Here is a 13,151-nt window from a genome sequence, read left to right as displayed (position 1 = left end):
TAATTAAGGCATCTACAATTGTTGTAGGTGTCTTTTTGCGTTTTTTTGGCAAAGATAAAGATAAATAGAAAGATCAACTAGGGGGTATATGATGCAAAAATTATTGATAGTTGATGATGAGAAGTGGATTAGAAGAGGTTTAAAAGTAAAGCTACAGGAACTAGGTTATCAATTTGAAGAGATTCTAGAGGCTAAAAATGGAATGGATGCACTTGAAATTATTGAAAGTGAGCTACCCAAACTGGTAATAACAGATATTCGTATGCCAAAGATGACCGGTATTGACTTAATAAGAGAAGGTATTAAGATTTCAAAAGAGATTAAATTTGTTATCATTAGCGGTTATGCAGAATTTGACTATGCAGAAAAAGCTATCAACATGGGAGCAAGAGGTTACCTATTGAAGCCTATTAATGATCAGAATCTCAAAGAAACAATGGATAAGATATTAGGTGAGATTGAAAGAGAAAAGGAATACCATCAAGTTCGGGTAAAGGTGGATAAACTAGAGGATTCTTTTGTGGATAATGGGAAAGAAAAGGAGATCAATGAACTGATACTTGATGATAAAATCAACCATGTTGCCATTAAAGCAATAATGGATGAAGAGTTCTCCTATAGTTCTATGGCTCTCATTAATATTGACGCAAGCTCCTATTTCCAATCTAATTTTAAGTATGAAGATTTAGAATTACTGAAATTCAGTATTAAGAATATCATGAATGAAATAACACTAGAAGATTTTCATTATTTTATATGTAACAACCATACTAATCGTAATCAAATGATTATAATCATGGCTAATAATCAAGGGATGAATTTTCAAAAAATGATTGAAGAGAAGCTTTATGATCTTCTTAATAGTATTAATAAGTATTTAAAGATTTCGGTCACAATAGGTGTCAGTAAAGTGCATCCTGATATAAATCGTCAGCAGTATAGTGAAGCTAAAGAAGCTTATGAATTCAATTTCATTGATGGAAGAGGAAAAATCTATCAGTATGAAAGTGTCAAATATATGACTGAGAACGCTATCCAAATACCACGAGATAAGATTAAGCTGTTAAAAATGTACATGTCTAAAGGTGATGCAAAAAATATCCGTATACTATTAGAGAGTTTGATTAACACAGATACCATTAAGGAGCAATCAACTAAATATATATCCTTCATTTGGTTTGAAATCGTTAGTATCCTTATTAATTCATTGGACGCTATTGAGAAAAAAAGCCAACGTTTATTGAGTACGTCCTTATTACAGCCTGAAATTTTTGAACGTTATGAGAATGTAGATGAGGTGATTAATTATCTCTATACAACGGTTATTGATATTTTAGGAATTAAGGAAGACCAAGACCAAGATTGTAAAGAAATCGTTTATCAAGTTAAACACTTTATTGATCAAAACTATGAACAAGACATAGCTATAAAGGACTTAGCCTATGAATATGCTATTAATCCAAAGTATTTCTCAACTCTATTCAAGAAAGAAATAGGTATGAGTGCTATTCAATATATAACTAATAAACGACTTGCTCAAGCTTGTGAACTCCTCATTCAAACAGGGCAGAGCATTACTGATATATCCAATAGTGTTGGGTATCAAGATCCCTTATATTTCTTCAGAGTGTTTAAAAAGAAATATGATATGACACCATTAGAATATCGCAATAAATATCAAGGCAATAAATAGTAGGATCATTCAAGTGAAAAATGTCCATAGGTCTTATAACTTTCATCTATAATCAGTTAATAGTACCGGTGCTATAATAAGTTTGTTGATGTAATTGACTTAACAAAACTTAATAGAAGAGGGAGGTAGTATAATGAAAAGAATCATTTCATTATTACTTGTATTAGTTATGGCAATGGCTTCTTTTGCGGGGTGTGCAAGCGATAAGCCAACAGAAAAAACTAAAGAAGAAACTACAAAGGAAGAAGTAAAAAAGGATACAACTAAAGATAAAGAAGAACCAGTAGAAGTATCTGAAATCAGATATGCTTATTGGGGAGATGGTAACGAAGACTTCGTTAAAGCTATTGTAGAAGCATTTGAAGCGAAGAATCCTGATGTCAAAGTTATTATAGAAGCATTACCATGGAGTGAATACTGGACAAAGCTTGAAGCTTCAGCTATGGGTGGAGCGATGCCAGATGTATTTATTCACCATCCAAAATATATTGAGCAATATGTAGATAATAATTTACTTGTACCAGTTGACGATCTTAATGATATTGATCCAAACTTTAGTTTAGATAATTATCCTGAAGCAACTGTTGCTCCATTCTTATTTGATGGGACAGCTTATGGTTTACCAAAAGATTTCGATACAATTGGTTTGTTCTATAACAAAGAAATCTTTGATGCAGCTGGAGTTCCTTACCCAGACTCAACTTGGGATTGGGATAAACTTGTTGAAGTTGCAAAACAATTAACTGATAAAGAAAATGATATATATGGTTATGGTGCCTATATTACACCACAACAAGGTTATTACAACACTATTATGCAAGCTGGTGGTTACCTGATTACACCAGAAGGAAAATCTGGTGCAGCAATGCCAGAAACAATGGCAGGCATGCAATACTGGGTTGATATGATTTATACTCATGAAGTATCCCCTACACCTGAGCAGTTTGCTGATACTGAAGCAAAGCAAATGTTCGCATCTGGTAAGCTTGCTATGATGTTTGCAGGTTCTTGGAACATGAATAATTTTGCTCAAAATGAAGACATTGCAGATAAATTTGATGTAGCTGAGCTTCCAGCTGGACCAGCACAAAAAGCAGTTATGACAAATAGTATTTGCTTCTCAATCGCTAAGAGCACTGAAGAACTAGAAGCAGCTAGAAGATTTGTAGCTTTCTTAGCTAGTGAAGAATCTCAGTCTATCGAAGCAGCATTTGGTGGTGCAATTCCAGCATTCCAAGGAACTGCTAGCAAATGGGTAGAAACATACAGTGATTATAATGCACAAATCTTTATTGATTCATTAGAATTTGCTTACCCATTACCAAGAACTAAAAACACAAACAAATGGTATTCAGTTGTTAAAGACTATGCAAGACTAATCATTTCTAATCAAGTTTCTGTAGAAGAAGGATGTACAAAATTAAACGAAGAAATGGAAGCTATATTAGCAGAAGAACAATAAAAAATTTAATAAGATATAGATGCCTTAAGTGAAGTCGATTTCTATAAATCGACTTCGCTATCATCCTAAGGAGAGATTCATAATGACAAAAGATTTGAAATATTCAAAACTTGATAAGAGTCGATTTAAGTGGGGTTACATTATGGTAGCGCCAACGATGCTAGGTTTGCTCATACTTAACCTTTGGCCATTAATGCAATCCTTTTGGTTGAGTTTGAACAAGAACTTAGGTTTTAATAACTATAAATATATTGGATCGGACAATTATATAAAAATGTTCAGTGATTCAACCATTTGGCAAGCAATAGGTAATACTCTAGTGTTCACGATAATTACAGTTCCACTTGCTGTCTTTATATCACTAATTTTAGCTAGTCTTGTTAATTCAAAAATAAAAGGAAAAGGAATATATCGTACCATTTATTTTTTACCAATGGTAGTTGCACCAGCAGCCATTGCAATGGTATGGAAATGGATGTTCAATGCTGATTATGGAATTATTAATTATCTTTTAGGTACTCTGGGCATTGATCCAGTCCGCTGGTTAACCAATCCTTCCACTGCTTTGTTATCGGTATCTATTGTTGCTATCTGGGGACAGTTAGGTTATCGTATGATTATTTTAATGGCTGGTCTTAATTCTATACCTAACAGCTATTATGAAGCAGCACAAATTGATGGTGCTAGTGCTATTAAACAATTTAGACATATTACGTTACCGTTAGTATCACCAACATTATTCTTTGTTGTTATTACTGGCTTTATGAATGCTATTAAGCAATTTGACATTGTATATATGATGATTGAAGATGTCAATCCAGCACTACAACATGCGCAAACAATTCTTTATTTATACTTTGAAGAAGCCTTTGTAAAAAATAATAAAGGTTATGCTTCAGCCATCGTTATGTTTACTTTCGTAATTATCATGATTATTACGGGCATACAATTTGTATTACAGAAAAAATGGGTTCACTATGAATAAAGCAGGTGAGAGAATGAGTGAAAACGCAATGACAATGAAAAATAGTCCAACTTTAAAGAAAAAAGGATTCACATATAGAGAAATAGGTAAAATAGTAGTTCATACATTGTTGATTATCGGCGCTATATCTATGATTTTTCCATTTATATGGATGATTCTCACGTCACTAAAGACGTTTGGAGAAGCAACTCGGATACCACCAACCATATTACCTAGTGAATGGATGGTGGAGAATTATACCAAGGTCTTAAACGTATTACCTTTTACACAATTATATATAAATACCATTTTGATGATGCTTGGTCGAGTGATTTTTGCAGTTGTAACTTGTTCAATGGCAGGATACGCCTTTGCGCGTATTAAGTTTCCTGGCAGTAAAATCATGTTTGGATTAATATTGGCACAGATGATGGTACCAGGTCAAGTATTTACTATTCCACAGTATTTATTGGTAGCGGACTTAGGAATGTTAAATACCATTTTCGCATTAATCTTTCCTGGATTAATCAGCTGCTTCGGTGTCTTCTTGCTCAGACAGTTTTATTTATCATTACCTAATGAACTAGAAGAAGCAGCCATTATTGATGGATGTAATGATTGGAAGATTTTCACAAGAATTATGTTTCCATTAACAAAGGCATCCGTTTCAGCGTTAACCATCTTCACAGCAATTTGGGCATACAAGGATCTAATGTGGCCAATCATTGTTAATATTTCAATGGACAAAATGACTTTATCAGCAGGTCTTGCAACATTAAATGGGCAATACGTCACGGATTACCCAGTAATCATGGCTGGTACAGTTTTATCTATGTGGCCTATACTGATTCTTTACGTTATCTTCCAAAGACAATTTGTTGAGGGGATAGCTATGACAGGTACAAAAGGTTAATAATAATAAGACACTCCTCATAAAGGGGTGTCTTATTGTGATTAACAGTGGTCAGCATAGAACCTCTTAGCAAGATATTATGAGTTCGTGGGCGATTGATATATGCTATAATAGAAGAGGTTAGAAAGGGGAGATCCAATGGGTATAAGTAAAAAGCTATTAATATTCTTCATTACATTAACGATCGCTACGATCATGTTAGTTTTTAGTTTTACGTTTTATACAACTCAGTCTGAGATTGAAGATAAATTTGGTTACCTCCTCAATGAAATGGTTAATAAAACAGTTATGCACATGGATTCAAAGGTACTGGAAATTGAAAGATCCATGAATATGTTGGTTATGAATTCAGAGTTTACCAGTAACTATATGAATCTTGATAAGATTCCCGTGGATGAGTATGTTAGAAGAACAGCACAGGCTAAAGCTTTGGCAGATATTACGATATATAGTAGTAAAGATATTGAATCGATTATTATCAAGTTAAAGAGCGATGAAGATCTGCATCACTATGGGGGAAATTTTAGTGATCAGTATTATGTTGAGAAAGAGTATAAGGATAAGTATGCCTTCTTCTTTATGGATTGGGATAACTTTAGTCAAGAAATTGTCATTGAAAATATTCTTCAAAATTACCATAGTTTCTATTGGACATCAGGTATTCAAGAGAATTATGATGATATTTACCTTATGAAGAAACTTTCACACTGGGATACAGGGAAGCAGTTAGGTATTATTACTATGGTGATGGATATGGAAGTATTCACTGATTTGTATCTTGATATGGAGAAAGAGTTTTCTTCTACTAACTATTTGGTGGATTCAACAGGAACCATTGTAGCACACAGTAATCCAGAACTCATTGGTACAACGCTGGATGCAGAAATGGAAAGGATGATTAATTTAGGTGATTCATCTGAATATTATAATGTTGATGGTCATTTAATTGCTTTCCAAGAAGCTAAAAACGGATGGGTTTATATATCTTCCATACCAATGGAGTACATTACTAGAGAAATTGATAACGCTTGGACAAGTTCCTTCCTTATAATCATTATAGGTATTTTGCTTGCTACATTAGTTTTCTTTATTTATACAAGACGTATATCAAGGAACATGGGAATACTTATAAGTAAAATGTTAAAAGTTGAAGAAGGGGATATGGAAATCAGTGAGAAAATTGAGAGTAATGACGAAATTGGATTAATCGATAATTACTTTAATAGGATGGTTGAAAAGCTAAATCGCCTCATCCGGAAAAATTATGTTCAAAAACTTGAAAAACGAGAGGCAGAATTAAGTGCACTACAATTTCAGATTAACCCTCACTTCCTCTATAATACACTTGAATCTATTAGTGCTATTGGAAGTGTTTATGGCAGTCATGAAATCAGTCAAATCAGCCAGAAGCTAGGACAGATGTTACGATATAGTATTAACATCAATTCTTCTGAATTCGTTACGTTAACAAAAGAGATACAGCACATAGAAAATTATTTTTTCATACAAGAAGTACGATTTGAAGATCGATTTAAGGTTTTCTATGATATTGATCCTCATGTGAAAGATGCAAAAGTACTAAAGTTAATTTTACAACCGATTGTGGAAAACATTATTCAGCATGGTTTATCCGATGAGGATGAAGGTATCATTGCTATCGTCGCGGAGTGGTGCGATAAAAACTTAATCATTAAAATCTCTGATGATGGTAAAGGTATGTCTAATGAACAAGTCAAACAGCTTAATGACTACATTAATGAAGATACAGATAAAATTCTAACAGGTTATAAGAAGTCTGTAGGTATGCGAAATGTTAATTTAAGAATTAAACTCGCTTATGGCGAGGAGTATGGTTTACACGTTACTAGTCAAGAAGGAATAGGTACTCATGTGACTTTTACTTTACCACTGATTTAATTAGAATTAGTAGATATTAAAAACTCCTTAAAAATGTTTAAAATAACCTCTTGACAGAGATTTAAGCGTTGTACTATAATATACAAGTATGAGTATGTTAGAAAAAATCCAATAGCCCCGGGTTTTTAAATAAATGTCATACTAAAAAATTGATATTTTAAAGATCAAGGAGGTAAACGAATGAAAACATACATGGCGAATGCCCAAAACGTTGATAGAAAATGGTATGTTATTGATGCTACTGGTCATACATTAGGTCGTTTAGCATCTGAAGTTGCAAAAATTTTACGTGGAAAGAATAAGCCAACTTATACTCCACATGTTGATACAGGTGATCATGTTATCATCATTAATGCTGATAAAGTTAAATTAACAGGTAAGAAATTAGATCAAAAATACTACAGATGGCATACAGGTCATCCAGGTGGTTTAAAAGAGATTAAATATAGAGATTTAATGGCTACTAAACCTGAGTTAGCTTTCACTTTAGCAGTTAAAGGTATGTTACCTAAAAATTCTTTAGGTAGATCAATGGCTAAAAAATTACGTGTATATGCTGGTACGGAACATAATCATGATGCACAAAAGCCAGAAGTACTTGAAATCAAATATTAAGAGATACTGAAAGGAGGATAACAATGGCACAAGTTAAATATTATGGAACTGGTAGAAGAAAAAGTAGTGTTGCTAGAGTATATTTAGTACCTGGTAACGGTAAAATTACTATCAATAAAAGAGATATCGAAGAGTTCTTCGGTTTAGAAACTTTAAAAGTTATCGTACGTCAACCATTAAGCTTAACAGGTACATTAGATAAATTTGATGTATTAGTTAACGTACATGGTGGTGGATTCACAGGTCAAGCTGGTGCAATTCGTCACGGTATTTCAAGAGCTTTATTAGAAGCGGATATAGAATTACGTCCTGCTCTTAAAAAAGCTGGTTTCTTAACAAGAGACCCAAGAATGAAAGAAAGAAAGAAGTACGGTCTCAAAGCAGCGAGACGTGCTCCACAGTTCTCAAAAAGATAATTTCATTATTATACAGAAACCCTCAAACATTTATGTTTGGGGGTTTTTTAATTTATATAACTAACAAAAAAATTTAAAATTATAAATAGATCATTAGCATTTTTTACTGTGGCAAATCACATTTAGGTCCCTTAATAGTGAATCTACTCACTATAAGCATCCTCATACGTTCTTTTATGCAGAGATGAAATATTGGATTTTTTTATTACCTCTAGTTGGCATTCTCTTTATGGTAATTGATAAATATTCACAACAATAAGTTTGATATGATCCTATATTCACTAGATAAGAATATAGGGGTTTTGCTTATGGTAAGAGTAATTTCTAATACAATTCTAAAGTTAATCAATGATGCTATATGCTATAATCTAACATGATAATTTGTACAAAATAGGAAATGTTAGAGAGGTATTTTATGAAATTTTTAAAATGGGTTGTGAAACTGTTAAGAATCGGAATAATTGCGGTGATTGTACTTACATTGGCAGCTTTAGTTTATGAGAAGGCTGCAGAATATGCGGATAGTAAAAAATATGAACCACCAGGAAAGATAATCGATGTAGATGAACAGAAAATGCACATATATGCAGAAGGAACTGGAGATGTGACTGTTGTATTTGTATCAGGTTTAGGTACACCGAGTCCTTATATTGACTTTTATCCAATTTATAGTGAGATATCAGAACATGCAAGGATAGTGGTTTATGATAGACCTGGATATGGGTGGAGTGAGGTATCATCAAGCTCTAGAGATATTGATACTGTAACTAATGAACTTCACCAACTGCTTGAGTTGGCTGGTGAGAAACCTCCCTATCTATTGGTTGGACACTCAATGGGTTCACTTGAGTCTATAAGATATGCTCAACTTTATAGAGAGGAAGTAAAAGGCATTGTTACTATTGATGGTGGAAGTCCAGAGTTTTATGCTAAAGAGTCTATCAGTGATGAGGTTACGTCCTCACTTGGACTACAACGTGTATTAAAAAATATGGGAGTAATCAGACTACTCTTTAACCATTCTCCTAACTTTTATAATTCAGCATATTTTCCAAGAAATTTTCTTACATATGTACCTGAAGAATTACATGAGGTTGATAAGGCTTTATATCTTAAAAATATGTTTAATAAGAATGTAGTTAGAGAAGATAACCATATTAAAGTAAATGCAGAAACAGTCTTAAAAGATGGAAGGTTAGAGGATATCCCTTTAAGAATACTTACAGCTGAAGAAGAAGCAACCTTGAATGAGAAATGGAAGAGTAGTCAGGAAGCATTTATAGACTGGTCAACTGATAGTACACAAGTTATTGTAGATGATACTAAGCATTATATGCATCAGTTTGCTCCTGAAGAGATTAATGAGGTAATAATTTCACTCTTAGAAGAGGTTAAGTAGAGAATATAACAATTAAATAGATATATAGCATAAGAAATATAGCTTAATAATAATACATTCAAAGTCTCTGGCATAATATAAGAGGCTTTTTACTTATATATCATAGTATAATAGAATAAAACTCATCTGATTTGGTTATTCATAACCTCTTTATACGTCACTGTGTTATGGGGTTATACAATTTATAATAAGAATGAAGTGAGATTAATTTAACTGGGGGGATCCTTTTACATGATATATTTTGATCAAGCACAGCCAGTCTGGGGAGAAGGCTTAGTTACAGAAAAAAATATAACAATCGGTCTGAGAGCTACAGTCCAGGTTAAGAAAGATGACCAAGTAGACTTTCACATAGCGAGCTCAGGGATTTTTAGGATATTTATTAATGGTAGATTCGCAGGACATGGACCGGCGAGAGGTCCTCATGATTATTACCGTGTTGACCAGCTTGATTTGAGCCTATGTATGATGGAAGGTAAAAATGTTATAGCCATTGAAGCAGTATGTTATAACGTCAATAGCTATTATCTTTTAGATCAACCAGCATTTATACAAGTGGAAGTATTCCTCAATGGCCAATCAGTCATAGCAACAAGGGATAAGGAAAAAAGCTTTGAGGCTATGCTTCTAGGTGAGCGAGTGCAAAAAGTACAGCGTTATAGTTTTCAAAGACCCTTTTCAGAAGTATATCATCTAACCCAAGGGTATTCAGATTGGCGAAGAGATTTATCTATTCCTGTTAAAGGAATTACGTTAGAAAGGGTCGAAGAGAAAAAACTTATTGATAGGAGAGTCTCTTATTCTAAATTTAATAAACTATTTCCAGAAGCTTTACAATCTCAAGGTAAGATAGTGGAAAAGACACAAGAGGTGATTTGGAAAGACAGATCCCTTATCAATATAAGCCCAAAACTAAAGGGGTATAAAGAGAATGAACTGGATGAAAAGATTACAGATGAGCATCAGAAGTACCAATCAACGAACAAAATATTGTTATCAGGAGAGCAATCACAGTATAAATCTGTGGATCTTAAAGAATGTGAATATATTATTTATAAGATGTCCCATAACAATACAGGCTTTATAGGAGCTCAACTAAAATGTACACAAGATACTACAATTTATTTTACATTTGATGAAATTATGGATGATGAGGGTTTAGATATTGATTTTAAAAGAATGGGCTGTGCTAATATTATTAAATGTTACTTGAAAAAGGGAATTTATGAGTTTGAATCATTTGAACCATATACGTTTAAATATTTGAAGGTTTGGGCAACTAAAGAGTGCGCAGTCCAAGAAATTTATCTTAGAGAATATGTTAATTCAGATATAGATGAGGTTGAGTTCAAATGCAGCAATGACAGTATTAATAAAATATTTGAAGCAGGGTTATCCACTTTTGCACAAAATGCTGTGGATATCTATATGGATTGCCCGTCAAGAGAAAGAGCTGGGTGGTTATGCGATAGTTTCTTCACTGGAAGAGTTGAGTACGATCTTACAGGAGAATCTGCTATAGAGAAGAACTTTTTAGAGAATTTCATTATACCTCCATCTTTTAATGGCTTGCCAGATGGGATGCTACCCATGTGTTACCCAGCAGATCATTATGATGAAGTATTTATCCCCAACTGGTCCATGTGGTTTATACTAGAGTTGGAAGAATATTATAAGCGAGCAGGTGATTATGAATTAGTGAACAAAGTCAAAGAAAAAATTTATAGTCTATTAACTTATCTTGATAAGTTCAAGAACGAGGATGGGTTATTAGAAAATCTAGAAAGCTGGATTTTCGTTGAATGGTCAAAGTCTAATGAATTTGTACAGGATGTTAATTATCCAACTAATATGCTCTATGCTCAAGCTCTAGAAGTAGCAGGACATCTATATGAAGATGATACCTTAATAAGAGAAGGTCAACAAATTAAAGAAGTTATTCGCCGGCAGGCGTTTAATCGTAAGTTCTTTATAGATAATGCATTGCGAGTAGATGGGGTATTACAACCAACAGACAATATAACAGAAACATGCCAATATTATGCTTTCTTCTTTGGGGTGGCTACGAAGGAACGCTATCCAGATTTATTTGATACTTTGTTAAGTCAGTTAGGTCCTAATAGAGTAGAAGGACAGCGACAGGAGATTCATCCTTCTAATGCATTTATAGGTAACTACTTACGATTGGAAGTTTTATCACACTACGGGCAGCATAAGCAAGTAATAAAGGAACTAGAAGATTATTTCTTTTATATGGCAGAGAAAACAGGTACGCTGTGGGAAAATAAAGAAACGACAGCAAGTTGTAATCATGGGTTCGCTTCTCATGTCATCAGGTGTATTTACCGTGATGGGGCAGGTATTAGAGAAGTGAATAATAAGGAGAAGACTATTATAATAGATCATGATCATATCAATCTAGAAGAGTTCCAGCTAACGTTACCAACTGAAAAGTCTAATTTAAAAATCAAGTACGAAAATGGAGTATTTGAGCTAGAAAACGATAAAGAAGGCTATGTTATAAAGGATACAAAGAATAAAGTGTTAATAAAATAATAAGAAAAAGGCTTTATAAATCTTATAAAGTCTTTGGTTATATAAAAGTAACTAGCGCTTTTAATTGGGAAACTTAAATTTACTTGTGGAAAGGGAAGATGTTAAGACACTATATTGAATGATTGTTTTTGGTAATCAAATCGGTTAAAATGAAAATATGAAATGGGAGAGTCATTTTGGTTATGGGGTGTTAGTTTGGATTTACTGGAGCTAGACAAGTATCTAAGAGAACTCAATATCTTTGAAAAAAAAGTGCTTTCACTTAAACAGAATTATGCAATTAATGATCGTGATAAGAAAATGAAGCTTTTCTATGCCAATGATCTAAAAGAAAGTCAATGGACAATAGAAAGCAAGAAGTTCTTAAAAGATGATGAAATGATTGGCATTCATAAGCATGATCGATTCATTAAGTTTGATACACATAAACATGACTACTTAGAAATGATTTATGTGTACTCAGGTTCCATAAGACAAACAATAGGACAATCACAGATTGAAGTTAAGGCTGGAGAAATAATTATACTTGACTTAAATATATCTCATTCAATTGAGCCCGCTATGAAGGGCGATATTGCAGCCAATATTCTTATTAAAAAGGAATTCTTTGATTGGATTGTTATGAGCCAGCTTGCTGATAATGATATTATCTCTGATTTTATCGTAAAAACTATGTATGATAAGAGAATTTATAAAAGCTATTTACATTTTCATACATCGGATAATCATAAGGTACAAAACTTAATGAAAAGCTTATTGTGCGAATTTTATGACCCCTCATTCTGTACGGAAACAGTTATCAAATCCTATATGATGCTTATATTTACTGAACTGCTAAGAATGCATAAAAAGAGTTTTAGTAAAATCTCAAAACAACGATTCAATACGGCTATTGAAACAGAAATAACCAGATATTTAAGAAAAGAATATAAAGAAGTCTCTATTAAGAAGTTAGCTGAGCATTTCAATTTTAATCCAGATTATTTAGGTAAAATTATTAAGCAAACTACAGGTAAAACCTTCACGGATTTACTGCAAGATATCCGAATGAAACAAGCATGCTTACTACTTGAAAAATCCGATTACCCCATAAATGAAATTATTAAAGAAATAGGGTATTCTAATAAGAGCTATTTTTATAGAATTTTTAAGAGGCAATATGAATTAACACCTGATGAATATAGAACGAAATACTTTAAAGGTCAATGAACATGCC

10 protein-coding genes are annotated in these 13,151 nt (G+C 33.0%); all 10 read left to right on the top strand.

Going from position 1 to position 13,151, the window contains the following annotated elements:
* Window positions 1–91 precede the first annotated feature (91 nt).
* The 10 genes from C1Y58_RS14865 to C1Y58_RS14820 all read left to right on the top strand — a co-directional run bounded on the left by C1Y58_RS14865 (window position 92) and on the right by C1Y58_RS14820 (window position 13,144).
* Window positions 92–1,693 (top strand): response regulator, encoded by a 1,602-nt coding sequence (locus C1Y58_RS14865; protein WP_170311604.1) that lies wholly within the window; start codon window positions 92–94, stop codon window positions 1,691–1,693.
* 133 nt (window positions 1,694–1,826) lie between these two features.
* Window positions 1,827–3,155, top strand: a complete 1,329-nt coding sequence (locus C1Y58_RS14860; RefSeq protein ID WP_105616867.1) for an ABC transporter substrate-binding protein — start codon at window positions 1,827–1,829, stop codon at window positions 3,153–3,155.
* 82 nt (window positions 3,156–3,237) lie between these two features.
* Complete coding sequence (locus C1Y58_RS14855; RefSeq protein ID WP_105616866.1) at window positions 3,238–4,140, top strand: carbohydrate ABC transporter permease; 903 nt, start codon at window positions 3,238–3,240, stop codon at window positions 4,138–4,140.
* Between the two features lie 34 nt (window positions 4,141–4,174).
* Window positions 4,175–5,032, top strand: a complete 858-nt coding sequence (locus C1Y58_RS14850; protein ID WP_105617094.1) for a carbohydrate ABC transporter permease — start codon at window positions 4,175–4,177, stop codon at window positions 5,030–5,032.
* A gap of 138 nt (window positions 5,033–5,170) precedes the next feature.
* Window positions 5,171–6,949, top strand: a complete 1,779-nt coding sequence (locus C1Y58_RS14845) for a sensor histidine kinase (protein WP_105616865.1) — start codon at window positions 5,171–5,173, stop codon at window positions 6,947–6,949.
* A gap of 180 nt (window positions 6,950–7,129) precedes the next feature.
* On the top strand, window positions 7,130–7,564 hold the full coding sequence (gene rplM, locus C1Y58_RS14840; protein WP_105616864.1) for a 50S ribosomal protein L13: 435 nt from the start codon (window positions 7,130–7,132) through the stop codon (window positions 7,562–7,564).
* A gap of 23 nt (window positions 7,565–7,587) precedes the next feature.
* Window positions 7,588–7,980 (top strand): 30S ribosomal protein S9, encoded by a 393-nt coding sequence (gene rpsI, locus C1Y58_RS14835; protein ID WP_105616863.1) that lies wholly within the window; start codon window positions 7,588–7,590, stop codon window positions 7,978–7,980.
* A gap of 415 nt (window positions 7,981–8,395) precedes the next feature.
* The gene (locus C1Y58_RS14830; protein ID WP_242985409.1) at window positions 8,396–9,379 is read left to right on the top strand and encodes an alpha/beta fold hydrolase; all 984 of its coding nucleotides are present in this window, start codon (window positions 8,396–8,398) and stop codon (window positions 9,377–9,379) included.
* Between the two features lie 231 nt (window positions 9,380–9,610).
* Window positions 9,611–11,935: an alpha-L-rhamnosidase-related protein gene (locus C1Y58_RS14825; protein ID WP_105616861.1), complete on the top strand. Its 2,325-nt coding sequence runs from the start codon at window positions 9,611–9,613 to the stop codon at window positions 11,933–11,935.
* Between the two features lie 195 nt (window positions 11,936–12,130).
* Window positions 12,131–13,144 (top strand): AraC family transcriptional regulator, encoded by a 1,014-nt coding sequence (locus C1Y58_RS14820; RefSeq protein ID WP_170311603.1) that lies wholly within the window; start codon window positions 12,131–12,133, stop codon window positions 13,142–13,144.
* Window positions 13,145–13,151: the final 7 nt, after the last annotated feature.

This window comes from Vallitalea okinawensis (genome assembly GCF_002964605.1).
Lineage (GTDB): Bacteria > Bacillota > Clostridia > Lachnospirales > PQDH01 > Vallitalea_A > Vallitalea_A okinawensis.
This window is presented reverse-complemented; position numbering and strand designations above follow the sequence as displayed.